General features: G+C 60.8%; 18 protein-coding genes. 7 read left to right on the top strand and 11 right to left on the bottom strand.

Annotation, left to right across the window (positions count from 1 at the left end):
• Positions 1 to 228: 228 nt before the first annotated feature.
• A complete protein-coding gene (locus ACLH0H_RS20470; RefSeq protein WP_411379396.1) occupies positions 229 to 1,692 on the bottom strand; it encodes a glyceraldehyde-3-phosphate dehydrogenase in 1,464 nt (487 codons plus the stop codon).
• A gap of 340 nt (positions 1,693 to 2,032) precedes the next feature.
• Here ACLH0H_RS20470 and mfd point away from each other — a divergent pair, with 340 nt between their 5' ends.
• Genes mfd through ACLH0H_RS20455 form a run of 3 tightly spaced genes read left to right on the top strand, consistent with a single transcriptional unit; the run spans position 2,033 to position 8,778 of the window.
• Positions 2,033 to 5,482 carry a transcription-repair coupling factor gene (mfd, locus tag ACLH0H_RS20465; protein WP_411379395.1) on the top strand — a complete coding sequence of 1,150 codons (3,450 nt, stop codon included), beginning with the start codon at positions 2,033 to 2,035 and terminating at the stop codon, positions 5,480 to 5,482.
• 11 nt (positions 5,483 to 5,493) lie between these two features.
• On the top strand, positions 5,494 to 6,060 hold the full coding sequence (locus tag ACLH0H_RS20460) for a CsiV family protein (RefSeq protein WP_307386228.1): 567 nt from the start codon (positions 5,494 to 5,496) through the stop codon (positions 6,058 to 6,060).
• Between the two features lie 9 nt (positions 6,061 to 6,069).
• Entirely contained in the window at positions 6,070 to 8,778 is a 2,709-nt protein-coding gene (locus ACLH0H_RS20455; protein WP_411379394.1) for a DEAD/DEAH box helicase, read from the top strand.
• 99 nt (positions 8,779 to 8,877) lie between these two features.
• Here the strand turns inward: ACLH0H_RS20455 and nagZ are convergent, their stop codons facing one another.
• Both nagZ and ACLH0H_RS20445 read right to left on the bottom strand, forming a co-directional pair.
• Positions 8,878 to 9,888 (bottom strand): beta-N-acetylhexosaminidase, encoded by a 1,011-nt coding sequence (gene nagZ, locus ACLH0H_RS20450; protein WP_411379393.1) that lies wholly within the window; start codon positions 9,886 to 9,888, stop codon positions 8,878 to 8,880.
• A gap of 126 nt (positions 9,889 to 10,014) precedes the next feature.
• Positions 10,015 to 10,722 carry a TetR family transcriptional regulator gene (locus ACLH0H_RS20445; RefSeq protein WP_411379392.1) on the bottom strand — a complete coding sequence of 236 codons (708 nt, stop codon included), beginning with the start codon at positions 10,720 to 10,722 and terminating at the stop codon, positions 10,015 to 10,017.
• Between the two features lie 263 nt (positions 10,723 to 10,985).
• Between ACLH0H_RS20445 and lexA the strand changes: the two genes are divergently transcribed.
• Both lexA and sulA read left to right on the top strand, forming a co-directional pair.
• On the top strand, positions 10,986 to 11,594 hold the full coding sequence (lexA, locus tag ACLH0H_RS20440) for a transcriptional repressor LexA (protein ID WP_003172575.1): 609 nt from the start codon (positions 10,986 to 10,988) through the stop codon (positions 11,592 to 11,594).
• Between the two features lie 10 nt (positions 11,595 to 11,604).
• A complete protein-coding gene (sulA, locus tag ACLH0H_RS20435) occupies positions 11,605 to 12,078 on the top strand; it encodes an SOS-induced cell division inhibitor SulA (RefSeq protein WP_411379391.1) in 474 nt (157 codons plus the stop codon).
• Between the two features lie 218 nt (positions 12,079 to 12,296).
• On the opposite strand, the gene ACLH0H_RS20430 is transcribed toward sulA, so the two are convergent.
• The 7 genes from ACLH0H_RS20430 to ACLH0H_RS20400 all read right to left on the bottom strand — a co-directional run bounded on the left by ACLH0H_RS20430 (position 12,297) and on the right by ACLH0H_RS20400 (position 20,806).
• On the bottom strand, positions 12,297 to 12,530 hold the full coding sequence (locus tag ACLH0H_RS20430; RefSeq protein ID WP_005786160.1) for a hypothetical protein: 234 nt from the start codon (positions 12,528 to 12,530) through the stop codon (positions 12,297 to 12,299).
• A 118-nt stretch (positions 12,531 to 12,648) separates the two neighbouring features.
• Positions 12,649 to 13,170 carry a DUF6586 family protein gene (locus ACLH0H_RS20425; protein WP_411379390.1) on the bottom strand — a complete coding sequence of 174 codons (522 nt, stop codon included), beginning with the start codon at positions 13,168 to 13,170 and terminating at the stop codon, positions 12,649 to 12,651.
• A 186-nt stretch (positions 13,171 to 13,356) separates the two neighbouring features.
• Positions 13,357 to 15,978: a type I DNA topoisomerase gene (gene topA / locus ACLH0H_RS20420; protein WP_411379389.1), complete on the bottom strand. Its 2,622-nt coding sequence runs from the start codon at positions 15,976 to 15,978 to the stop codon at positions 13,357 to 13,359.
• A gap of 114 nt (positions 15,979 to 16,092) precedes the next feature.
• Complete coding sequence (locus ACLH0H_RS20415) at positions 16,093 to 16,329, bottom strand: DUF1653 domain-containing protein (RefSeq protein ID WP_411379388.1); 237 nt, start codon at positions 16,327 to 16,329, stop codon at positions 16,093 to 16,095.
• A gap of 98 nt (positions 16,330 to 16,427) precedes the next feature.
• Positions 16,428 to 17,603 (bottom strand): acetyl-CoA C-acyltransferase FadA, encoded by a 1,176-nt coding sequence (gene fadA / locus ACLH0H_RS20410; protein WP_076950284.1) that lies wholly within the window; start codon positions 17,601 to 17,603, stop codon positions 16,428 to 16,430.
• 29 nt (positions 17,604 to 17,632) lie between these two features.
• Positions 17,633 to 19,780 carry a fatty acid oxidation complex subunit alpha FadB gene (fadB, locus tag ACLH0H_RS20405; protein WP_411379387.1) on the bottom strand — a complete coding sequence of 716 codons (2,148 nt, stop codon included), beginning with the start codon at positions 19,778 to 19,780 and terminating at the stop codon, positions 17,633 to 17,635.
• Between the two features lie 588 nt (positions 19,781 to 20,368).
• Entirely contained in the window at positions 20,369 to 20,806 is a 438-nt protein-coding gene (locus ACLH0H_RS20400; protein WP_411379386.1) for a hypothetical protein, read from the bottom strand.
• 105 nt (positions 20,807 to 20,911) lie between these two features.
• On the opposite strand from ACLH0H_RS20400, the gene ACLH0H_RS20395 reads away from it, so the two are divergent.
• Positions 20,912 to 21,352: a universal stress protein gene (locus ACLH0H_RS20395; RefSeq protein WP_057704695.1), complete on the top strand. Its 441-nt coding sequence runs from the start codon at positions 20,912 to 20,914 to the stop codon at positions 21,350 to 21,352.
• A 168-nt stretch (positions 21,353 to 21,520) separates the two neighbouring features.
• On the opposite strand, the gene ACLH0H_RS20390 is transcribed toward ACLH0H_RS20395, so the two are convergent.
• Entirely contained in the window at positions 21,521 to 23,440 is a 1,920-nt protein-coding gene (locus tag ACLH0H_RS20390) for an ATP-binding cassette domain-containing protein (protein WP_411379385.1), read from the bottom strand.
• Between the two features lie 213 nt (positions 23,441 to 23,653).
• Between ACLH0H_RS20390 and ACLH0H_RS20385 the strand changes: the two genes are divergently transcribed.
• Positions 23,654 to 25,582, top strand: a complete 1,929-nt coding sequence (locus tag ACLH0H_RS20385) for a transglycosylase SLT domain-containing protein (RefSeq protein ID WP_411379384.1) — start codon at positions 23,654 to 23,656, stop codon at positions 25,580 to 25,582.
• Positions 25,583 to 25,714 lie beyond the last annotated feature (132 nt).

The raw sequence follows: 25,714 nt of genomic DNA, 5'->3' as shown, positions 1-25,714 counted from the left end.
TAGGCCAGTCCATCCTGCTGGAAATACCTGCGACAGTCACCTAATGCGTCGACTGCAACACCGCCTTCGCGGGCAAGCCCGCTACCACATTCGACCGCGTTTCTTCAGGATGTACTCGGTCAAATGTGGGAGCGGGCTTGCTCGCGAAGAGGCCGGCCGGGGCAACACAAATCCCCAGCCATGAAAAAGCCCCGAACCAGTCGGGGCTTTCTCATTTACCACTGATACTTAGCGCGGAAACGCCGGCGGGTTGACCCCAGCCATGTCTTCCATCACACGCACCACCTGGCAGCTGTAGCCGAACTCGTTGTCGTACCACACATACAGCACAACGCGGTTGTCCTGGCTGATGGTCGCCTCGGCGTCCACCACACCGGCGTGGCGCGAGCCCACGAAGTCGGTGGACACCACTTCCTGGGAATTGACGAAGTCGATCTGCTTGTGCAGATCGGAGTGCAGCGCCATGTAGCGCAGGTACTCGTTCATCTCTTCACGGGTGGCGGCTGTCTCAAGGTTCAGGTTGAGAATGGCCATCGACACGTTAGGCGTCGGTACGCGGATCGCGTTGCCGGTCAGCTTGCCGGCCAGTTCAGGCAGGGCCTTGGCGGCAGCCGTGGCGGCACCGGTCTCGGTGATCACCATGTTCAACGCGGCGCTGCGACCACGACGGTCGCCCTTGTGGAAGTTGTCGATCAGGTTCTGGTCGTTGGTGTACGAGTGAACGGTTTCGACGTGGCCGTTGACGATGCCGAACTTGTCATTCACGGCCTTGAGCACCGGCACGATGGCATTGGTGGTGCAGGACGCGGCGGACACGATCTTGTCGTCAGCGGTGATTTCAGCATGGTTGATGCCGTGCACGATGTTCTTGAGCTTGCCCTTGCCAGGCGCGGTCAGGACAACGCGGTCGACACCCGGGCAGGCCAGGTGCTGGCCCAGGCCTTCGGCGTCACGCCATACACCGGTGTTGTCCACCAGCAGTGCGTCCTTGATACCGTATTGGGTGTAATCCACCTCGGACGGGTTCTTCGCGTAGATCACCTGGATCAGGTTACCGTTGGCGGTGATGGTGTTGTTTTCTTCGTCGATGACGATGGTGCCGTTGAACGGACCGTGTACCGAATCGCGGCGCAACAGGCTGGCGCGCTTGGTCAGGTCGTTCTCGGCGCCTTTGCGCACCACGATGGCACGCAGACGCAGGCCGTCGCCGCCGCCGGTTTTTTCGATCAGGATGCGCGCCAGCAGGCGGCCGATACGACCGAAGCCGTACAGGACAACGTCGGTGCCTTTGCGCGCAGCGGCGCTTTGCTGGCCAACCACATCGGCCATTTCTTCGCGCACGAACTGCTCGGCGCTGCGCCCGGCACCTTCCTGGCGGAATTTATAGGCCAGCTTGCCCAGGTCGACCGATGCCGCGCCGAGTTTGAGCTCGCTCATGGCCTTGAGCAGTGGGAATGTTTCGTGGACGGAGAGTTCGCTGTCGTCGGCGGAACGGTGACGCGCAAAGCGGTGCGCTTTGAGAATCGCGATGACGGACTGGTTGATCAGGCTGCGGCCATAGATCGAGCTCACCACATTGTTATTGCGGTACAGCTGACCGATGAGCGGGATCATCGCTTCTGCGAGTGCTTCACGGTCGATCCATTCACCAAGACACTGGTCGGGCTTCTGAGTCACGGTAACCTTCCACATGTAGGGGCTGAAAAAAGGGGCTACATTATGTCGTCCGACTGCCGGTTGAGCAATGCGCAACCACCAACAAAAAGCCCTTGCCAAAAAATACCACCCCGCTACAGCCCAGCAAATACGCGGGTTTCAGAAGGCCATCAGTTCAGCGAGCCGGCCAACTTGTCTGTAACCCTCCAAAACAATCGCGGCTTTTGGCACTACATATTGAGTCAAAACACGCCTTTGTTTGTCTTAGCCACTACATTTCCTACAAACCGCATTAGGCACAGTCAGCAACTGACAGGCGGCACCTCTGGCCGTTACAATTACCGACTTTGTCGCAACGCTTGGAGCTCAACCTTCCGTGCCCGTTCTGCGTCTACCGCTACTCCCTGCCGCGGCAGGTAAACAGCATTGGGGCAATCTGCCCGGTGCCGCCCTGAGCCTGGCCATTGCCGAGGCTGCCAGCGCAGCCAAGCGCTTTACCCTGCTGCTCACCGCCGACAGCCAAAGCGCCGAACGGTTGGAGCAGGAGTTGAGCTTCTTCGCCCCCGATTTGCCGGTGCTGCATTTCCCCGACTGGGAAACCCTGCCCTACGACCTGTTCTCGCCGCACCAGGACATCATTTCCCAGCGCATCGCCAGCCTGTACCGCTTGCCGGAACTGGCCCACGGCGTGCTGGTGGTGCCGATTACCACGGCCCTGCACCGCCTGGCGCCGACCAAGTTCCTGCTGGGCAGCAGCCTGGTGCTGGACATCGGCCAGAAGCTCGACGTCGAGCAGATGCGCACGCGTCTGGAAGCCAGCGGCTACCGCTGCGTCGATACGGTGTACGAGCACGGCGAGTTCGCGGTGCGCGGTGCGCTGATCGATTTGTTCCCGATGGGCAGCAAGTTGCCCTACCGCATCGACCTGTTCGATGACGAGATCGAGACGCTGCGCACCTTCGACCCGGAAAACCAGCGGTCCATCGACAAGGTGGAGTCGGTCAAGCTGCTGCCGGCCCGTGAATTCCCGCTGCAAAAAGACGCGGTCACGCGCTTCAAGGCACGCTTTCGCGAGCGCTTCGACGTGGACTTCCGTCGCTGCCCGATCTTCCAGGACCTGAGCAGCGGGATTACACCGGCCGGTATCGAGTACTACCTGCCGCTGTTCTTCGACGAAACCTCCACCCTGTTCGACTACCTGCCCCAGGACACCCAAGTGTTCTCGCTACCGGGCATCGAACAGGCGGCGGAAAACTTCTGGAACGACGTGCGTAACCGCTACGAAGAACGCCGCGTCGATCCGTCCCGCCCTTTATTGCCGCCGGCCGAGCTGTTCCTGCCGGTGGAAGATTGCTTCGCACGCCTGAAAAACTGGCCGCGCGTGGTCGCCAGCCAGCAAGACGTGGACGCAGGCGGCGGCCGCGAACGTTTTCCGGCGGCGACGCTGCCGGACCTGGCGATCCAGGCCAAGGCCACGCAACCGCTGGAAGCGCTGTCCAACTTCCTGGCTGACTTCCCCGGCCGCGTGCTGTTTACCGCCGAATCCGCCGGTCGTCGCGAAGTGCTGCTGGAGCTGCTCGAACGCCTGAAGCTGCGACCGAAGACCGTCGACAGTTGGCCGGATTTTGTAAAAAGCAAAGAACGCCTGGCAATCACCATCGCACCGCTCGATGAAGGCCTGCTGCTGGACGACCCGGCCCTGGCGCTGATCGCCGAGAGCCCGCTGTTCGGCCAGCGCGTGATGCAGCGCCGACGCCGCGAAAAACGCGCCGACGCCAACAACGACGCCGTGATCAAGAACCTCACCGAACTGCGCGAAGGCGCGCCGGTGGTGCATATCGACCATGGCGTGGGCCGCTACCTCGGCCTGCAGACCCTGGAGATCGACAACCAGGCGGCCGAATTCCTCACCATGGAATACGCCGAGGGCGCCAAGCTCTACGTGCCGGTGGCCAGCCTGCACCTGATCGCCCGCTACACCGGCAGCGATGACGCGCTGGCGCCGTTGCACCGCCTGGGTTCCGAGACCTGGCAGAAAGCCAAGCGCAAGGCAGCCGAGCAGGTGCGCGACGTCGCCGCCGAACTGCTCGACATCTACGCCCGTCGCGCCGCGCGCGAAGGTTATGCGTTCGCCGACCCGAAAGCCGACTACGCCACCTTCAGCGCCGGCTTCGCGTTCGAAGAAACTCCGGATCAGCAAACCACCATCGAAGCCGTGCGCGCCGACATGCTCGCGCCCAAGCCGATGGACCGCCTGGTCTGCGGCGACGTGGGCTTCGGCAAGACCGAAGTGGCGATGCGCGCCGCCTTCATCGCGGTACATGGCGGCAAGCAAGTGGCGATCCTGGTGCCAACCACCCTGCTCGCCCAACAGCACTACAACAGCTTCCGCGACCGCTTTGCCGATTGGCCGGTGAGCGTGGAAGTGATGAGCCGCTTCAAGTCCGCCAAGGAAGTGAACGCCGCAGTCGCCGACCTGGCAGAAGGCAAGATCGATATCGTCATCGGCACGCACAAGCTGTTGTCGGACGACGTGAAGATCAAGAACCTGGGCCTGGTGATCATCGACGAAGAACACCGCTTTGGCGTGCGTCAAAAAGAACAGCTGAAAAACCTGCGCAGCGAAGTCGACATCCTGACCCTGACCGCCACGCCGATCCCGCGCACGTTGAACATGGCCGTGTCGGGCATGCGCGACCTGTCGATCATCGCCACGCCGCCGGCGCGGCGCTTGTCGGTGCGCACCTTCGTAATGGAGCAGAACAAAAGCACGGTCAAGGAAGCGTTGCTGCGTGAACTGCTGCGCGGCGGCCAGGTGTACTACCTGCATAACGATGTGAAGACCATCGAGAAATGCGCCGCCGACCTCGCCGAACTGGTGCCCGAAGCGCGTATCGCCATCGGCCACGGGCAGATGCGCGAGCGTGAACTCGAACAGGTGATGAGCGACTTCTACCACAAGCGCTTCAACGTGCTGATCGCCTCGACCATCATCGAGACCGGCATCGACGTGCCGAGCGCCAACACCATCATCATCGAGCGCGCCGACAAGTTCGGCCTGGCCCAGTTGCACCAGTTGCGCGGCCGGGTCGGGCGCAGTCACCACCAAGCCTATGCCTATTTGCTGACGCCGCCACGGCAACAGATTACCTCCGACGCGGAAAAGCGCCTGGAAGCGATCGCCAATACCCAGGACCTGGGCGCAGGTTTTGTGCTGGCCACCAACGACCTGGAAATCCGTGGCGCCGGCGAACTGCTGGGCGACGGCCAGAGCGGGCAAATCCAGGCGGTGGGTTTCACGCTATATATGGAGATGCTCGAACGCGCGGTGAAAGCCATTCGCAAGGGCGAGCAGCCGAACCTCGACCAACCGCTGGGCGGCGGCCCGGAAATCAACCTGCGCTTGCCGGCATTGATCCCCGAAGACTACCTGCCGGACGTGCATGCGCGGCTGATCCTGTACAAGCGCATCGCCTCGGCCACTGACGAGGAGGGGCTCAAGGACCTGCAAGTGGAGATGATCGACCGCTTCGGCCTGCTGCCGGAGCCGACCAAGAACCTGGTGCGCCTGACCCTGCTCAAACTGCAGGCCGAGCAGTTGGGTATCAAGAAGGTCGACGCCGGGCCGCAGGGTGGGCGTATCGAGTTCGAAGCGCAGACGCCGGTGGACCCGTTGGTGCTGATCAAGCTGATCCAGGGCCAGCCCAACCGCTACAAGTTCGAAGGGGCTACGCTGTTCAAGTTCATGGTGCCGATGGAACGTGCCGAAGAACGCTTTAATACATTGGAGGCGCTGTTCGAGCGCCTCATCCCGAAATCTGCTTGAAGGACGCCCCGATGCGCCTGTTCCGCATGTTGAGCCTGTTATTGCTGGTAGCGGCACCCGCGGCGTTCGCCGACAGCCCGTACCAGGTGGAGCTGATCCTGGTGCGCCAGAACGCCGAGCCGGTGATCAACAGCCGCGCCGCGCCGGAAGACTGGGACACCGGGGCGCTGCGCCTGGGCGATAAGCTGAGCCCACCGCGCCTTTCCAGCATTGTCGACAAGCTGCGCGCCGACTCCACCTACACCGTGCTGTTGCATAAGGCGTGGGAACAGAACCTCGGCGAGCAACCGGTGAAGCTGGCGATTACCGACGGCCAGGAGCAGTTCGGGCAGTTCCCCATCGAAGGCGTGTTGAACCTGCAATTGGGCCGCTTCACCGATATCGACGCGGACTTCTGGATCAACCAGTTCGACGGCAACGGCAGCGTGATCGCCAGCGAACACCTGGCCCAGAAAGACGTGCGCACCAAGAACAACCAGCTCAACTACTTGGACGGCGGCCATCTGGCGCTGCTGATCAAAATTACCTCGTTGACCGCCAAGCCACCCAGCGCACCACCGCCCGACCTGCAGGACTGATCCCGCGCCATGCCCCTGACGTCGTCGCTGACCAAACCCCTGGCCCCCTCGTGGGCCAATCGCTTTAAAGAGCAGAGCCTCGAGCGCGGACGGCGGTACGCCCTGGAAAACCGGGTGCGCATCGTCGAGTCCGGCGACAGCACCATCACCGCCAGCTGCGAAGGCTCGGGCGGTAACGTCTATCGGCAGACCATCTCGTTGCGCGAGTCGGCCAAGGGCATGCTGATCCTGGTGGACAGCCGCTGTACCTGCCCGGTGCACACCAACTGCAAACACATCGCGGCGGTGCTGCTCAAGGTCCAGGAAACCCTGGCCTACCCCGCCGCGACCCAGGATGCCGAGTTGCTGGAAAAACTCCAGGCCGTACTGGAAAACCGCCCGGTGCTGCCGCAGGTGGTGATGGAGGACGTGCTGCCCGTGCCACGCCTGTGGCTGGCCAGCGTCGAATTCAGCGCGTTTGAACCGCGCAACGGCAAGATGCAGCGCTATATCCAGCATCGCGCGGCGTTGTCGTTCAATTACCTGGGCAACTATGTCAGCGGGCAGAAAAACGCCGACATCATCGTGCGCCAGGACACCCAGAGCCTGCGCATCAAGCGCCATCCCGAGCTTGAGCAGCCGTACCGCGAGCGCCTGCGCCTGCTCGGTTTCAAGATCGCCACGCGCCAGAGCAAGGCCCTGCCGGAAAGCGCCGGCGAGCTGTTCGAGCTGGTCAATGACAGCGCCTGGCTCAACTTCACCCTCAATGCCTTGCCCACCCTGCGGGCCGAGGGTTGGGAGCTGCAGATCGAAGAAGATTTCGGCTTCGACCTGAGCGCCGTCGATGACTGGTACGCCACCGTTGACGAAGGCCCGGAGCGTGATTGGTTCGACTTGGAGCTGGGGATCATCGTTAACGGTGAGCGCCTGAGCCTGCTGCCGATTCTGCTGAACCTGATGCGCTCCCACACCGAGCTTCTCAACCCGGAGAAACTGGCGCGGCGTCGCGATGATGAACTGATCCTGGTGAATATCCCTGGCCTGCCCAACGGCGGCCATGGCCCGCTGCAAGTCGCGTTGCCTTACGGACGCCTGAAACCGGTGCTGGCCACCCTCGGCGAGTTCTATCTGCAAGAGGCTGGCACGACCACGTTACGCCTGGCCAAGGCCGATGCGATTCGCCTGAACCCGCTGGAAGACCTGCCGCTGCAATGGGAAGGCGGCGAAAAGATCCGCAACTTCGCCCAGCGCCTGCGGGATATCAAGGATTTCACCTGCGTGGCGCCCGAAGGGCTGAACGCGACCTTGCGCCCGTATCAACTGGAAGGCTTGAGCTGGATGCAGTCGCTGCGTCAGCTTGATGTCGGCGGAATTCTTGCGGATGACATGGGCCTGGGTAAAACCCTGCAGACCCTGGCGCATATTCTCACGGAAAAAAACGCCGGGCGCCTGGATCGACCCTGCATGGTGGTGATGCCGACCAGCCTGATTCCCAACTGGCTCGATGAAGCGGCGCACTTTACACCGCAACTGAAGGTGCTGGCGCTGTATGGCGCGTCACGCAAGAAGTTTTTCCCGCCTTTAAAGGAAAACGGCCTGCAGGACTATGACCTGCTGCTGACCACTTATGCCCTGTTGCCAAAGGACATCGACCACCTTGCCACCCTGCCTTTGCACGTATTGATCCTGGACGAAGCCCAGTACATCAAGAATCCCTCCAGCAAGGCGGCCCAGGCGGCGCGCGAGCTGAACGCCCGACAGCGTTTGTGCTTGAGCGGCACACCGCTGGAAAACCACTTGGGCGAGCTGTGGTCGCTGTTCCACTTCCTGTTGCCGGGTTGGCTGGGTGACGTAAAAAGCTTCAACCGCGACTACCGCGTGCCCATCGAAAAGCGCGCCAGCGATGTACGACTTCAGCACCTCAACGGTCGGATCAAACCCTTCCTGCTGCGCCGCACCAAGGAACAGGTGGCCACGGAATTGCCGCCCAAGACCGAGATCATCCATTGGGTAGACCTCAGCGAGGCCCAGCGCGACGTGTACGAAACCATGCGCCTGGCCATGGACAAGAAGGTGCGCGACGAGATCACCCGCAAGGGCGTGGCCCGCAGCCAGATCATCATTCTTGAAGCACTGCTTAAGTTGCGTCAGGTGTGCTGCGATTTGCGGCTGGTCAATGACGCCACCCTGCCCGCCCGTGGCGGCAGCTCGGGCAAGCTTGATAGCCTGATGGCGATGCTTGAGGAGTTGTTTGAGGAAGGCCGGCGCATCCTGCTGTTTTCCCAATTCACTTCGATGCTGAGCCTGATCGAAATCGAGCTTCAAAAGCGCGGCGTCGCCTACGCCTTGTTGACCGGCCAGACCCGTGATCGGCGAACGCCGGTGAAGGACTTCCAGAGCGGCAAGCTGCAGATTTTTCTGATCAGCCTGAAGGCAGGCGGTGTCGGCCTGAACCTGACCGAAGCCGACACGGTGATCCACTACGACCCGTGGTGGAACCCCGCCACGGAAAACCAGGCGACTGACCGTGCGTATCGCATCGGGCAAGAGAAGCCGGTGTTCGTGTACAAGATGATTGCGCGCGGGACGGTGGAGGAGAAAATTCAGCACCTGCAAAAGGAGAAGTCAGATTTGGCGGCAGGTGTGCTGGATGGGCGCACGACCGGGGACTGGCAGTTGGGCAATGAGGATATCGAGGCGTTGTTTGCGCCGTTGCCCAATAAACAAGAGAAGCGTTGACTGTTAGACCGTATCGCAGGCAAGCCAGCTCCCACACTTGAATGTAGTCACAAATCAAAATGTGGGAGCTGGCTTGCCTGCGATAGCGACGACGCGGTTTCAATTAATCAGTTGAGCATCCCGCAACGCAGTCAGCGCCGCCAGCCAGCGCGGATCCTGCTTGTAGTCCGTCGACACCATCGCCTGACCCCGCATGCGCGCAATCCGCGCCGATGGCGTGACCTTCATGCGTTGAGCGGCTGTGAGTGCAAGCTCCGCAGCCGCGCGATCATTGCACACCAGGCCCATGTCGCAACCCGCAGTCAACGCCGCTTCGATACGGCTGGCCGCATCCCCCACCACATGGGCGCCCGCCATCGAAAGGTCATCGCTGAAAATCACGCCATCGAACTGCAACTCACCGCGCAGGATGTCCTGCAACCAGCGGCGCGAAAAACCGGCGGGCTGGGCGTCGATCTGGGGGTAGATGACGTGTGCCGGCATCACGGCCGCCAACTGCTTGCTCAGGCGTGCGAAGGGCACCAGGTCATTGGCGCGAATCTGTTCCAGGCTGCGTTCGTCATTGGGGATGGCGACGTGGGAATCCGCCTCGGCCCAGCCATGGCCAGGGAAGTGTTTGCCGGTGGCGGCCATGCCGGCGCTGTTCATGCCACGGATAAAGGCGCCGGCCAGCACGGCGGCGCGTTCGGGGTCGCCTTCGAAGGAACGGGTGCCGACCACGGCGCTGCGCTGGTAGTCCAGGTCCAGCACCGGGGCGAAGCTCAAATCCAGGCCCACCGCCAATACTTCGGTGGCCATGATCCAACCGCACTGCTCGGCCAGGTACTCGGCGTTGGGGTGAGCCGCCAGGGCGCGCATGGCTGGCAGGCGTACAAACCCCTGGCGCAGACGCTGCACGCGACCGCCTTCCTGGTCGACCGCCAGGAGCAGGTCCGAGCGCACCGCACGAATCGCCGCGCTCAGTTCGCGCACCTGCCGTGGATGTTCGATGTTGCGTGCGAAGATAATCAGGCCGCCCACTTCAGGCTGGCGCAACAGGTGGCGGTCCTCGGCCGTCAGCCAGGTGCCGGCAACGTCAACCATCAAAGAACCTTGCAGGGCAACAGTCATAAACCTTCCTTAAAAAACGCACACGACCCGTTGCCCCCAAGGAAGGCAACGGGTCGTGAGTAAATAGCTGAAATCGACATGGCGGCTAGCTTAGCGCAAGCAAGCGGCCGCGCACACCCGCGGCGGTCAAACCTTGGCGGGGGCTGGCGTGGTTTTGCTGCGTGGGCGCAACTGGGCGGCCGCCATGGCCGGGTCGGTCACGCCGGTTTCGGCGCGCATGCCGGCGGCGAGGAATGGCACCATCAGGCGCATCACTTGTTCGATGGAGGTGTTGACGCCGAAATCGGTCTCGGCGATAGCGCGCAACGCCTTGATCCCGGACATGCTGAAAGCGGCCGCACCAAGCATGAAGTGCACGCGCCAGAACAGTTCGATAGGCGGGATACGCGGAGCGGCTTCGTTGACCAGCAACATGTAGCGACGAAATACCTTGCCGTACATGTCTTCCAAGTAACGCCGCAGGTGCCCCTGGCTCTGGCTGAAAGCCAGGCCCAGCAAGCGCATGAAGATCGACAGGTCGTTGCCGCTGCGGGGCTGGACAACCAGGGCCTGCTCAACCAGGATTTCCAGCAGGTCCTCCAGGGTCGGCTTGTGGTCGGCCTTGGCCTGGCGACGCTCCAGCTCACGGTCGAGGCTGGCACAGAACGGCCCAAGAAAACGCGAGAACACCGCCTGGATCAGGGCCTTTTTCGAGCCGAAATGGTAGTTCACCGCGGCGAGGTTGACGCCAGCCTTGCTGGTGATCAGCCGCAGTGAAGTTTCAGCAAATCCTTTTTCCGCGAACAATTGCTCGGCAGCATCGAGAATGCGTTCAACGGTTTCCGACTGGGCCATGGCTACTCCGCCTGACAAACACTTGTTTGAAACATACGTTTCAGTTTGTGTCTTGTCAAGCCTGCGGGTTCGCTTTCCGGCCGGCCAGTCATGTATTGCATGGCTATTTAATCACATCCCTGGCGCTCTGTAGGCAGCGCTATCTCTGTCTTGTAGGAAGCTGCCGCGATGACCGTCCAGCGGAGCGCTGCAAAAGGATGATTGCCAAGCGCAGTTCACTGTATATAATCCCAGTCACTGTATAAAAAGACAGAGCGATCAACATGCTAAAACTGACGCCACGCCAAGCTGAGATTCTGGCTTTTATCAAGCGCTGCCTCGATGACAACGGCTACCCGCCGACGCGAGCGGAAATTGCGCTGGAACTGGGGTTCAAGTCCCCCAACGCCGCCGAGGAACACCTCAAGGCCCTCGCTCGCAAAGGCGCGATCGAGATGACCCCTGGAGCCTCGCGGGGTATACGCATCCCCGGCTTCGAAGCCAAGGCCGACGAATCGACCCTGCCCATCATCGGCCGCGTCGCCGCCGGTGCGCCGATCCTGGCACAGCAGCACGTCGAAGAGTCATGCAATATCAACCCGACCTTCTTCCATCCTCGCGCCGACTACCTGCTAAGGGTCCATGGCATGAGCATGAAGGACGTGGGCATCTTCGACGGTGACCTGCTGGCTGTCCATACCACCCGCGAAGCCCGTAATGGCCAGATCGTCGTCGCCCGTATTGGCGATGAGGTCACCGTCAAACGCTTCAAGCGCGAAGGCAGCAAGGTCTGGCTACTGGCCGAGAACCCTGAGTTCGCCCCGATTGAAGTGAACCTTAAAGACCAGGACCTGGTGATCGAAGGCTTGAGCGTCGGCGTTATTCGCCGCTAAAGGAGGCATCATGCAGCTCGTCCACACCCCACAACACACACAACTGTCGCTGTTCGAGGCCTTCATGGCCCAACCCCTTGCGCCTATCCTCAAGGAAACGGTCGAGGCGCCCTGGGGCGCCGAGCCCGAGGCGTTCAGTGAACTGTCGTTGCGCGGTGCAGCGGGGAGCTGCCTGAGCCTGCTGGCGCCGATCCTGCGTGAATTGAGCGAAGAGCAGGACGCCCGCTGGCTGACACTGATCGCCCCGCCCGCCAGCCTGACCCAGGCCTGGTTGCGAGACGCCGGTCTAAACCGTGAGCGTATCCTGTTGCTGCAACCGCGCGGCATGCAAAGTGCCCAGCAGTTGACTTGCGAAGCCTTGCGCCTGGGCCGTAGCCATACGGTGGTGAGCTGGCTGAATCCGCTGAATGCCAGCGCCAGGCAGCAGCTGATCAGTGCAGCGCGCGTGGGCGATGCACAGAGCTTGAATATTCGATTGGGATAATTACTTGAGGCGGCCCTTTGAAAGTCGGGCGTCTCTGATGGGCTCTGTAGTGAGCGGGCTTGCCCCGCGCTGGGCTGCGAAGCGGCCCCAAAACCAGACACTGTGGATTAACTGATATACCGCATTCATCTATGTCAGGGCCGCTTCGCAGCCCAGCGCGGGGCAAGCCCGCTCACTACAAAATCAATGCGGCACAAAAAGCCTGATCGTCGCAGACCTCAGTGAAGCACTCGCGGCCCATCGTCCTTCTCCGGCTCGCCTTCCGCCAAACGCCCCGCCATCTGCACACCCACGCTCAACATGGCTTTTGCCACTTCCACGTGCTGCCCCTGCAAGAACACCTTGGCGTCCTCGGAGAAATCCAGAATAACCAGAGAACCCTCGTCCTCCGCCCGGCGCAGCTCGATACGGCCGTCAGGCAACTCAACAATTTCCAGAAAGGACGTTGGCATAAAAGTCTGTTCTCCACGAAAGGCCGGGATTATATCAGTCATCTACCCAGCCCCGCAGAGGATCTGAACAGGTTTCTTTACAGCTTGATGAACGGTGCTCTCAGGACCTGAACAGGCGTTAGCACTCGTTCAAGCCTTCTCGAAAGCGCAGCGCCATCTCTTTCAATGCCTGGCGCCAGCCTTCCAGCTCTTCGCGACTTAACGGCTTGGGCTCATCTTCTTGCATCGCAACCGCCACGATCAACGGCTGGGTCACATCCCCCTTGGGCACATGAGGAACCCGCGGCGGCTGGAACATATCGGCATGCGCCTTGAGCAAGCGCGCAATCCAACTGTCGGGGCTTTGCGCCATTTCGACCAGCTCGGCCAATTCAGGAATCGCCATGGATTCGAGCACTTCGCGGTTCATGATCATCTCTGCTCGAGGCGAGCCGGCTTGAGGCAAGCGATAGAACCCGGCGATTTCATGGCACAGGCCCAGCAAGGCGCCATACAAGTGGAACAACGCCGCTTCGCGCCCGGCCTGGACCAGCGCGATGGCATTCATCTCTTTCCCTTCCTCGGCGCGGCCAAGGGCTTCCAGGGATAAACCCGCAAAGTAAATTTTCTGATTGGTACGGGTATAGAGTTCGTTGGCCATAAGGCTGTCTCCACAACGAATGAGGCGTGATGCTGGCTATGCAGGAGCGAGCTTGCTCGCGAAGGTCGTTAACGATAATGAGAAAAATCTGACACCCAGCGCCGCTCTCAGGCTTTTCGCGAGCAAGCTCGCTCCTACACCAAGAAGGCCGCCCATTCAGGCGGCCTTTATTCGCAGTTTGGTCGATCAAGCGCCCTGGCGCTTGTCCTCGACCTTCCACTTGCCGCCGTCGTAGAAGGCTTTCCAGCCGGTAGGCTTACCGTCCACTTCGGTCTGCACGTACTGCTCCTTGGTCTTGCGGCTGTAGCGGATCACGGCCGGGCGACCATCCGGGTCCTTCTTCGGCGCTTCGCACAGGAAGTGGTACTTGGGATCAATCTCGTCCTTGTGCGGTACGATCTCCAGCACCAGCGGCGCACGGGTCTCGCGGTTTTTCGGGAACTGGCTGGCGGCCAGGAACAGCCCCGAAGCGCCGTCACGCAGGATGTAAGTGTCGTTGACCTTCTCGCACTTGAGTTCGGGCATCTTCACCGGGTCCATCTTCGGCGGCGCCGCGTCACCGCTTTTGAGCAGCTTGCGGGTGTTCTTGCACGTGGGGTTGGTGCAGCCAAAGAACTTGCCGAAACGGCCGGTCTTGAGCTGCATCTCGCTGCCGCACTTGTCGCATTCCAGGCTTGGGCCTTCGTAGCCCTTGATGCGGTAGGTGCCCTCTTCGATCTCGTAGCCATTGCAATCGGGATTGTTACCGCAGATGTGCAGCTTGTGCTTCTCGTCCAGCAGGTAGGCGTCCATCGCCGTGCTGCAGATCGGGCAACGGTGCTTGCCACGCAGTACCAGCGATTCGGATTCGCCCTCGTCGTCCGCGGCGATTTCATCACCCGGCACCAGGTTGACCGTGGCCTTGCAGCGCTCTTTCGGCGGCAGGCTGTAGCCTGAGCACCCCAGGAACACGCCGGTGGACGCGGTACGAATCTGCATCGGCCGGCCGCACGTCAGGCACGGGATGTCGGTCATCACCGGCTGGTTGGCGCGCATCCCGCTGTCTGGGCTTTCAGCCACTTCGAGCTTTTTCTTGAAGTCGCCGTAGAACTCGTCCAGCACGCTTTTCCAGTCGCGCTCGCCCTGGGCGACGTCATCGAGGTTCTCTTCCATGCCGGCGGTGAAGCCGTAGTCCATCAGGTTGGAGAAGCTCTCGGAGAGACGCTCGGTAACGATGTCGCCCATCTTTTCCGAGTAGAAACGACGGTTGTGCAGCGCCACGTAACCGCGATCCTGAATCGTCGAGATGATCGCCGCGTAGGTCGAAGGACGACCGATGCCGCGTTTCTCCATCTCTTTCACCAAACTGGCTTCCGAGTAACGCGCCGGCGGCTTGGTGAAGTGCTGGGACGGGTCGAGCTTGATCAGCTTGAGCGTATCGCCCTGGGCCATGTCCGGCAGCACATCGTCATCGCCTGGCTTGGCGATCTGCGGCATCACGCGGGTATAGCCGTCGAACTTGAGAATACGGCCCTTGGCACGCAGCTCGAAGTCGGATGCAGCAACGCTGACGGTGGTGGACAGGTACTGCGCGGGCAGCATCTGGCACGCCAGGAACTGGCGCCAGATCAGCTCGTAGAGGCGCTCGGCGTCGCGCTCCATACCACTGAGCTTGCTTGGCTCGGTGTTGGCGTCGGACGGGCGAATCGCTTCGTGAGCCTCCTGTGCGCCTTCCTTGCTGCTGTAGACGTTCGGCTTCTCCGGCAGGTACTTCTTGCCGAACTCGGTTTCAATATAAGTACGCGCCATCGCCACTGCGTCTTGCGACAGGTTGGTGGAGTCGGTACGCATGTAGGTGATGTAGCCGGCCTCGTAGAGACGCTGGGCCATCATCATGGTTTTCTTCACGCCAAAGCCCAGGCGGTTACTCGCGGCCTGTTGCAGGGTGGAGGTGATGAACGGTGCCGACGGCTTGCTGCTGGTCGGCTTGTCTTCACGCTTGACGATGCTGTAGCTGGAAGCCTTGAGCTTTTCCAGCGCGGCCATGGCCTGGGCTTCGTCCAGCGGCTTGAAGGCTTCGCCCTTCTCGCGCGCCACTTCGAAGCGCACGTTGGCGCCCTTGGCGGTGCCCAGGTCGGCGTGGACTTCCCAATACTCTTCAGGGATGAACGCGCGAATCTCGCGCTCACGCTCCACCACCAGCTTCACCGCGACCGATTGCACGCGGCCGGCGGACAAGCCACGGGCGATCTTGGCCCACAGCAGCGGCGAGACCATGTAGCCCACGACGCGGTCGAGGAAACGACGGGCCTGCTGGGCGTTGACGCGGTCGATGTCCAGCTCGCCCGGCTTGGAGAAGGCTTCCTGGATGGCTTTCTTGGTGATTTCGTTGAACACCACGCGCTTGTAGCGGCTGTCGTCACCGCCGATGGCTTCGCGCAGGTGCCAGGCAATGGCTTCCCCCTCGCGGTCCAAGTCGGTTGCGAGATAGATGGTGTCAGCATCCTTGGCGAGCCGGCGCAGCTCCTCGATGACCTTTTCCTTGCCTGGAAGGATTTCGTACTTGGCCTTCCAGCCATGATCCGGGTCCACACCCATGCGCGAGACCAGCTGCTTGCGCGCTTTCTCTTTAGGGGTGAGTACCGGACCTTCGCCCGCGGCGGCCTTGCCGCGCTTGGCGGCAGGCTCCTTGCTGGCGCTAGCCGAACCGCTGGTGGGCAGGTCTCGGATATGGCCGATACTCGACTTCACCACGTACTCGTTGCCCAAGTACTTGTTGATGGTCTTGGCCTTAGCCGGGGATTCCACAATGACCAGCGATTTGCCCATGGATCGGAAAATTCCTGAATTCGAGAAGTGAAAGGCAGTTGGCGCCTGACGCGGCAACGCTATATATAGTGGCAACAAGGTGAGGTCAAGCGCAGCATTCTGCGCGACCTGCCGTTATTGCCCTGTAAAAAGACTAGGTTCGGCCGTGACCAAAGCAAAGCGCGGGACCTGCTCGCCGTCAACTTCGACGGTCTCCAGGAACATGCTCAAGGGGCGCACCCAAAAGCCGTAATCGCCATACAGCGCTTGGTAAAACACGACTTCTTCTTCGGTTTCGGAATGCCGCGCCACGTTGAAAACACGGTACTGCGGACCTTTGTAATGCTGATAGAGCCCTGGTTCGACTTTCATGCTCTGGCCCTCTTACAAAATGTGTTGAAAAAAAATATTAAAAATTCCCAAAAAACAAAAACCGGGGCACTGGGCCCCGGCTTCCGTCAACCCAACGCTTAAACGCGTTCGAAGACGGTCGAAATGCCTTGGCCGAGACCAATGCACATGGTAGCCACCCCGAGGTTGCCGCCATTTTGCTTCATCACGTTGAGCAAAGTACCGGAGATACGCGCACCGGAGCAACCGAATGGGTGGCCCAGGGCAATCGCACCGCCGTGCAGGTTAACCTTCTCGTTCATCTTGTCGAGTACTTTCAAATCTTTCAGCACCGGCAGGGCCTGTGCGGCGAAAGCTTCGTTGAGCTCGAAGAAGTCGATATCGGCGATAGTCAGGCCCGCGCGCTTCAAGGCTTTTTGGGTGGCCGGCACTGGACCATAGCCCATGATCGCCGGGTCCACGCCCGCTACGGCCATCGAACGGATCACGGCCAGGGGCTGGATACCCAGGTCCTGGGCACGCTGCGCCGACATCACGATCATGCACGATGCACCGTCGGTGATTTGCGACGAAGTACCGGCTGTCACGGTGCCGCCCTTTGGATTGAACGCAGGCTTCAATGCCGCCAGGCTTTCCAGGGTGGTGTCCGGACGAATGGTTTCGTCGTAGTCGAACAGTTTCAGGAAACCGTTCTCGTCGTAACCGTTCATCGGGATGATTTCATCCTTGAACTTGCCTTCCACGGTCGCCTTGTGGGCGAGCTGGTGGGAGCGCAGGCCGAACGCGTCCTGGGCTTCGCGGGTAATGCCGTGCATCTTGCCGAGCATTTCAGCGGTCAGGCCCATCATGCCCGAGGCTTTCGCCGCGTACAGCGACATGTGCGGGTTAGGGTCGACGCCGTGCATCATGCTGACGTGGCCCATGTGCTCAACGCCGCCGACCACGAACACATCACCGTTGCCGGTCATGATCGCTTGCGCGGCGGTATGCAGCGCGCTCATCGACGAACCGCACAGGCGGCTCACGGTCTGGCCGGCCGCGGTGTGCGGGATCTGGGTCATCAGCGACGCCATGCGCGCAATGTTCCAGCCCTGCTCCAGGGTCTGGTTGACGCAGCCCCAGATCACGTCCTCGACTTCGTTCGGGTCGACCTTGACGTTGCGTTCCAGCAATTTGCTGATCAGGTGCGCCGACATGTCTTCGGCGCGGGTGTTGCGGTGCATGCCGCCCTTGGAGCGGCCCATCGGCGTGCGACCGAAGTCGACAATCACGACGTCTCTTGGATTCAAGCTCATAAATATTCTCGCTCTAGTCGTCTGGGCACTTAACCGAAGAAGCTCTGGCCGTTCTTGGCCATTTCACGCAGCTTCGCGGTCGGGTGGTACAGCGGGCCCAAATCAGCGTATTTGTCAGCCAGGGCAACGAACTCGGCCACACCGATCGAATCGATGTAACGCAGCGCACCACCACGGAATGGAGGGAAACCGATACCGTACACCAGGCCCATGTCGGCTTCGGCGGCAGTCTCGACGATGCCGTCTTCCAGGCAACGCACGGTTTCCAGGCACAGGGCGATCATCATCCAGTTGATGATGTCTTCGTCCGACACCTCACGCTGTTCGTAGATGACCGGGGCCAGCACTTCGTGCACCGACGGGTCGGCGACTTTCTTCTGCTTGCCCTTCTTGTCGGCCTCGTAGGCGTAGAAACCCTTGCCGTTCTTCTGACCCAGGCGCTTGGCCTCGTACAGCGCATCGATCGCCGAGCGGCGGTCGTCTTTCATGCGGTCCGGGAAGCCTTCAGCCATCACGTCGCGACCGTGGTGGCCGGTGTCGATACCGACCACGTCCATCAGGTACGCCGGGCCCATTGGCCAGCCGAATTTTTCCATGACTTTGTCGATGCGCACGAAATCCACACCGGCGCTGACCAGCTTGGCGAAGCCGCCGAAGTACGGGAACAGCACGCGGTTGACCAAAAAGCCCGGGCAATCGTTGACCACGATCGGGTTCTTGCCCATTTTCTTGGCGTAGGCAACGGTGGTGGCAATCGCCTCCTCGCTGGATTTCTCGCCACGGATCACTTCCACCAGCGGCATCATGTGCACCGGGTTGAAGAAGTGCATGCCGACGAAGTTTTCCGGACGCTTGAGGGCCTTGGCCAGCAGCGAGATGGAAATGGTCGAGGTGTTGGACGCCAGGATGGTGTCGTCCTTGACCTGGGCTTCCACTTCGGCCAGTACGGCTTGCTTGACCTTCGGGTTCTCGACAACCGCTTCGACCACCAGGTCGACGTGGCCGAAATCGCCGTAGGACAGCGTAGGACGAATGCCGTTGAGCACTTCAGCCATTTTCGCCGGGGTCATGCGACCTTTATCAACGCGGCCCACCAGCAGCTTGGCGGCTTCCGCCAGGCCCTGCTCGATACCGTGTTCGTTGATGTCCTTCATCAGGATCGGCGTGCCTTTGGACGCCGACTGATAGGCGATGCCGCCGCCCATGATACCGGCGCCGAGTACGGCAGCCTGTTTCACGTCGCGGGCGATTTCGTCGTAGGCCTTGGCCTTTTTCTTCAGTTCCTGATCGTTCAGGAACAGGCCGATCAGGCTCTGGGCCGCCGAGGTTTTCGCCAGTTTGACGAAGCCTGCCGCTTCCACTTCCAGGGCTTTGTCGCGACCGAAGTTCGCGGCTTTCTGGATGGTCTTGATCGCCTCGACCGGCGCCGGGTAGTTCGGGCCGGCCTGGCCTGCCACGAAACCCTTGGCGGTTTCGAACGACATCATTTGTTCGATGGCGTTGAGCTTGAGTTTTTCCAGCTTCGGCTGGCGCTTGGCCTTGTAGTCAAATTCGCCGCTGATGGCGCCCTTGATCAGGTTCAGTGCCGCTTCAGCCAGTTTGTCCGGGGCAACCACAGCATCGACGGCGCCGACTTTCAGCGCGTCTTCAGCACCGTTTTCCTTGCCGGCGGCAATCCATTCAATGGCGTTGTCGGCACCGATCAGGCGCGGCAAGCGTACGGTGCCGCCGAAACCCGGGTAGATGCCCAGCTTGACTTCAGGCAGGCCGATCTTGGCCGTGGCCGACATGACGCGAAAGTCCGCCGCCAGGCACATTTCCAGGCCGCCGCCCAACGCGATGCCATTGATTGCGGCGACGGTCGGTACGTTGAGGTCTTCGAAATCGCTGAAAATCTTGTTGGCTTCGAGGTTGCCAGCCACCAGCTCGGCATCGGGCAGCTTGAAGTTGTCGACGAATTCGGTGATGTCCGCGCCGACGATAAACACGTCCTTGCCGCTGGAGACGATCACACCTTTAATCGATGCATCTGCTTTGATGGTGTCTACGGCCTGACGCAATTCATTCAGGGTTAGACGGTTGAACTTGTTGACGGACTCACCCTTGAGGTCGAACTTGAGCTCGACGATGCCACTTTCAAGAGCCTTAACCGTGATGGCTTTACCTTCGTAAATCATCAACTGATCTCCACGATATGGAAGCTGAACAGTACACACTGGACGCTGGCCTCTGGTTGGACATTGATGAATTCGTCAATGCTCATGCCATTGCACCAGGCACACCCGCCAATGCGATAGTCGGGATTCTGTATGAGTCGTCTGACAGACAAACGCTCAATTCATACGCCCGTTTGATTTGGGTACGCCACCTTCATCCAATTCCAGGCAATTGTCAATCGCTCCAAAGGCTAGGAAAAACGCGACTTTCCAGTCATTTAAGAACCCTGGCCCTGAATGCACGACTCGTCAATATTTGATTATTCATAGAATCAATAAGACAAAAGATCTCGGAAAGGGCTGTACAGAACCGCATAGGCCGCTAGGCTAGCGACAAGCGTAACGCGCCGGGATGAACATCCAACGCGAGCAACACCGAATTACCGGCCTGCCTGGCCAACTCCAGCCCGATGATGATATCGGGCTTTTTATTGCGCGGTGCTTTTGTAGGAGCGAGCTTGCTCGCGAAAACCGTCAACGATAACGCGCCAAATCCGGTTTAACACGGCGCCCTCAGGTTTTTCGCGAGCAAGCTCGCTCCTACAATGATCAGGCCAGGGCCTTGAGCAGCGCATCGATCTCCTGCAGGACGCTCGCCTCGCCCTTCTCGCCCCAGTACAGCGCGATCATCTGCTTGTCGGCCTCGATCTTGTAGACGTTGCCCGGCAGCTTCGCAAAATACGGCAACAACTTTTCATCAACGCAGACTTCGCGCCATTGATTCACCCACACCCCCGGCTCCAGCTGCCAGTAGCTCCAGACTGCCGGCGTGCTGCCGCGCCGTGGCCGGCAATACTGCGCGCAGGGGCTCGGCGGCTGGTGCTTGAGCCAGTGCGGCCACGCTTGCGGCGACAGTTGCATGGCCAGGCCGATGCGTCGCGCCTCCATGCGCAGGGCCATGCGCCCGCTCTGATGGCGCGAAGGACGCAACCACACCAGAGGGCTAAGAACCGCCAGAAGGATTGACACCACTATCCAGACCGTCATATGTGTACTCCCGATTTTCCCGATGAGCGGATTTGACTTGGGGCAACCCCATCCGCTTGAAAGCAGCCATACTGAATTTATTGCAGTCCCCTGGAGGAACGCCCCATGCCCTACGAACATATTCTGGTCGCCGTCGACCTGACCGAAGAGTGCGATCCAGTAATCAAACGTGCGCAGGAATCTGCATTGGCCAATGGCGCCATACTGTCGCTGGTGCATATCGTCGAGCCCATGGCCATGGCCTTTGGCGGTGACGTGCCGATGGACCTTTCCCAGTTGCAGCAACAACAATTTGACCAGGCCAAGGAGCGCTTGGACCGTTTGATTCTCAAATACCCGCACCTGAAAAAGGAAGACTGCCACCTGACATATGGCCAACCGCGCCAGGAAATCCACCACCTGGCCAAGGAAAAGGCTTGCGACTTGATCGTGGTGGGTAGCCATGGCCGTCACGGCCTGGCGTTGCTGCTGGGCTCCACCGCCAATGATGTACTACATGGCGCGCCGTGTGATGTGCTGGCCGTGAAGCTGGTCAAGAGTTCGTAAGATCAATGAAGATCAAATGTGGGATGCGATAGCAGTCTGTCAGATGCATCTGGTGGCTGATACACCGCTATCGCAGGCAAGCCAGCTCCCACATTTTTAACTGTATTCCATATGAAAAACCCGGTGCTCATCAGATGAACACCGGGTTTTTTATTGCGCGCCGATTAATCAGCCATCCAGCTCGGCCCAGCGCTCAACCAGCACTTCCAGCTCCTGGTTCAGTTTCTCAAGCGAAGCAATGACCTTGGCCGTCTCCGCCGCCGGACGCTGGTAAAAACCCGTGTCAGCCATTTCTGCTTCCACCGCGGCGATCTGCTGTTCCTTGGCGTCGATATCGCCCGGCAAGGCTTCCAGCTCGCGTTGCAGCTTGTAGCTGAGTTTTTTCTTGGTGGAAGGTGCGGCTTCCTGTGCCGGAGCAGCAGCAGCCACGGGCGCGACGACTGCCGAGGTCAGGTCGGCCTTGCCGGACTTGCTCTCGGTCACGCCCAACAGACGCGGCGAGCCGCCCTGGCGCAGCCAGTCCTGGTAACCACCGACGTATTCACGCACCTTGCCTTCACCTTCGAAGACCAGGGTGCTGGTGACCACGTTGTCGAGGAATGCCCGGTCGTGACTCACCATCAGCACGGTGCCGTTGAAGGTCAGCAGCACTTCTTCCAGCAGCTCGAGGGTTTCCACGTCGAGGTCGTTGGTCGGTTCGTCAAGCACCAGCAGGTTGGCCGGCTTGCTGAACAGCTTGGCCAGCAGCAGGCGCGCACGCTCGCCACCGGACAAGGCTTTCACCGGTGTACGCGCACGTTGCGGGCTGAACAGGAAGTCGCCCAGGTAGCTGAGGACGTGGCGGCTCTGGCCGTCGATATCGATAAAGTCGCGGCCTTCGGCGACGTTATCGATCACGGTCTTTTCCAGGTCCAACTGGTGACGCAACTGGTCGAAGTAGGCCACATCGATCCGCGTGCCCTCTTCCACCTTGCCGCTGGTCGGCTGCAGACCGCCGAGCATCAACTTGAGCAAGGTGGTCTTGCCGGTGCCGTTGGCGCCCAGCAGGCCGATACGGTCGCCGCGCGCCAGGACCATGGAGAAGTCCTTGATCAGGAACGGGCCTTCTGGGTGATGGAAGCTGACGTTTTCCAGCACCATCACTTGCTTGCCCGACTTGTCGGCGGTATCGAGCTGGATGTTGGCCTTGCCGGTACGCTCGCGGCGCTCGCTGCGCTCGACACGCAGCGCTTTCAACGCACGCACGCGGCCTTCGTTACGGGTGCGGCGTGCCTTGATGCCCTGGCGGATCCAGACTTCTTCCTGGGCCAGTTTCTTGTCGAACAGGGCGTTGGCGGTCTCTTCAGCCGAAAGTGCGGCTTCCTTGTGCACCAGGAAGCTGGCGTAGTCGCCGTTCCAGTCGATCAGGCCGCCACGGTCCAGTTCCAGGATACGGGTGGCCAGGTTTTGCAGGAAGGACCGGTCGTGCGTGATGAACAGCACGGCGCCCTGGAAATCCTTGAGGGCTTCTTCGAGCCAGGCAATTGCGCCGATATCCAGGTGGTTGGTCGGCTCGTCGAGCAGCAGCAGGTCCGGCTCGGACACCAGGGCCTGGGCCAGCAGCACGCGACGACGCCAGCCGCCGGACAACTGGGCGAGGGTCTTGTCGGCCGGCAGTTGCAGGCGGCTCAGGGTGCTGTCGACCAATTGCTGCAAGCGCCAACCGTCGCGGGCTTCGAGGTCTTGCTGGACGTGCATCAATTTGTCCAGGTCGGCTTCGGTCACGCAGTTCTGCGCCAGGTGATGGTACTCGGCGAGCAAGGCGCCCACGCCATCGAGGCCTTCGGCAACCACGTCGAACACTGTCCGCTCGTCGGCTACCGGCAATTCCTGCGGCAATTCGCCAATCTTGAGGCCCGGCGCGCGCCAGACAGAGCCCTCATCGGGCTTCTGGTCGCCTTTGACCAGCTTCATCATGCTGGATTTGCCGGTGCCGTTGCGGCCGATGATGCACACCCGCTCACCACGGGCGATCTGCCAGGACACCTTGTCCAACAACGGCATAGCGCCGAAAGCAAGGGACACATCGCTGAATTTGAGCAGGGTCATACGCTTCTCCAAAAACTGGGCGCGCATTCTACCTGAGTTGAGGGTGGGATGCGGCTGGCATTTTCGCTGCCGACACGTTCTGTAGGACATTTCCAACGAACTTGAACGAACCGGCCAGCAAAGCTTTCTCAGGCGTCGGGCAAAAGGCTAAGCTAGGGGCAATCAGTGTCGGCGGTGCCGGTGCTAGTCGTGATTTCTCTGCACGGACGTCTCATGCGCAGTCGCCTTTTCAACTTTTTATCTTGTCTGCTTCTTTCCGCCACCGCCGTTCAATCCGCCCAGGCTGTGGACCTCACCACCCAACGTCAATATTACGATGAAGCCAAACGCGCCTTGGCCAAAGGCGATACCGGCCCGTACATGCAATACAGCCAGGCCCTGGCCGACTATCCGCTGACGCCGTACTTGGCCTACGACGAACTGACGGCACGCCTGAAAACCGCGAGCAACCAGGAAATCGAACAGTTCCTGGCCAAAAACGGTGACCTGCCCCAGGCCAACTGGATGAAATTGCGCTGGTTGCGCTGGCTGGCCGAGCGCGGCGACTGGCAGACCTTTGAAAAGTACTACGACGCCAAGCTCAATTTCGTCGAACTGGACTGCCTGCATGGCCAGTACCTGCTCACTCACAATCAGAAAGCCGAAGGCTACAAGAGCGCCGAAAAACTCTGGATGACTGGCAAGTCCCAGCCGGCGGCCTGCGATGTCACGTTCGGCCAATGGGCGGCGGACGGCCAACTCACCGAACAGAAGATCTGGGACCGCGCCAAGCTCGCCGCCGAAGCGCGCAACTATGCGCTGGCCAACAGCCTGGTCAAAACCCTGCCCACCCTCGCCGCCCAAGGCCGCTTGATGGTGGACGTCGCGCAAAAGCCCGACATGCTCAGCGATCCATCACGGTTCCTGCCGGCCACCGAGGCCATGTCGGACGCCGTGGGCCTGGGCCTGCGCCGCCTGGCACGCCAGGATCCCGACAAAGCCATGGCCCTGCTCGACGGCTACGCCAGCAGCATGCGGTTCTCCCGTGACGAAAAAGTGTCGATCGCCCGGGAAATCGGCCTGACCCTGGCCAAGCGCTACGACCCTCGCGCCCTTGAGGTGATGACCCAATACGACCCCGAACTGCGTGACAACACCGTCTCCGAGTGGCGCCTGCGCCTGCTGTTGCGTCTGGCCCGCTGGGAAGATGCCTACCAGTTGACCCGCAAGCTGCCGCAGGACCTGGCCACCACCAACCGCTGGCGCTACTGGCAGGCCCGCAGCCTGGAACTGGCCGAGCCGAAAAACCCGCAAGCGCTGGTGTTGTACAAGAACGTGGCCAAGGAACGGGATTTCTACGGGTTCCTCGCCGCCGACCGCTCCAAGTCCCCCTACCAGTTGAACAACAAGCCTTTGGTGATGAGCCAGGCGCTAGTCAACAAGGTCCGCAACACCCCCGGCGTGCGGCGTGCGCTGGAGTTTTATGCGCGTGGCCAGATCGTCGACGGCCGTCGCGAGTGGTACCACGTCAGCCGCCACTTCAACCGCGACGAAATGGTCGCCCAGGCCAAGCTGGCCTATGACATGAAGTGGTACTTCCCGGCTATCCGCACCATCAGCCAGGCGCAGTACTGGGACGACCTGGACATCCGCTTCCCGATGGCCCACCGCGACACGCTGGTGCGCGAGGCCAAGGTGCGCGGCCTGCATTCCAGCTGGATCTTCGCCATTACCCGCCAGGAAAGCGCGTTCATGGACGACGCCCGCTCCGGCGTCGGCGCCAGCGGCCTGATGCAACTGATGCCCGGCACCGCCAAGGAAACCGCGCGTAAATTCAGCATTCCCCTGGCCTCCCCGGCTCAGGTGCTGGACCCGGACAAGAACATCCAGCTCGGCGCCGCCTACCTGAGCCAGGTGCACAGCCAGTTCAACGGCAACCGCGTCCTCGCCTCCGCTGCCTACAACGCCGGCCCAGGGCGCGTGCGCCAGTGGCTGCGCGGTGCGGATCACCTGAGCTTTGACGTATGGGTGGAGAGCATTCCATTCGATGAAACCCGCCAGTATGTGCAGAACGTGCTGTCTTATTCGGTGATCTACGGGCAGAAGCTCAATTCGCCGCAGCCGTTGGTGGATTGGCATGAGCGGTATTTTGATGATCAGTGACAACTGATTGAAGGTGATAGCAGGCCGTTGTAGTGAGCGGGCTTGCCCCGCGCTGGGTGGCGAAGCCGCCCCAATCAACACACCGCCGAGTTCCAGTTAGAACCCAGGCGCCTGGGTTGGGGCGGCTTCGCC

This window comes from Pseudomonas sp. MPB26 (assembly GCF_046605355.1).
GTDB lineage: Bacteria > Pseudomonadota > Gammaproteobacteria > Pseudomonadales > Pseudomonadaceae > Aquipseudomonas > Aquipseudomonas cedrina.
This window is presented reverse-complemented; position numbering and strand designations above follow the sequence as displayed.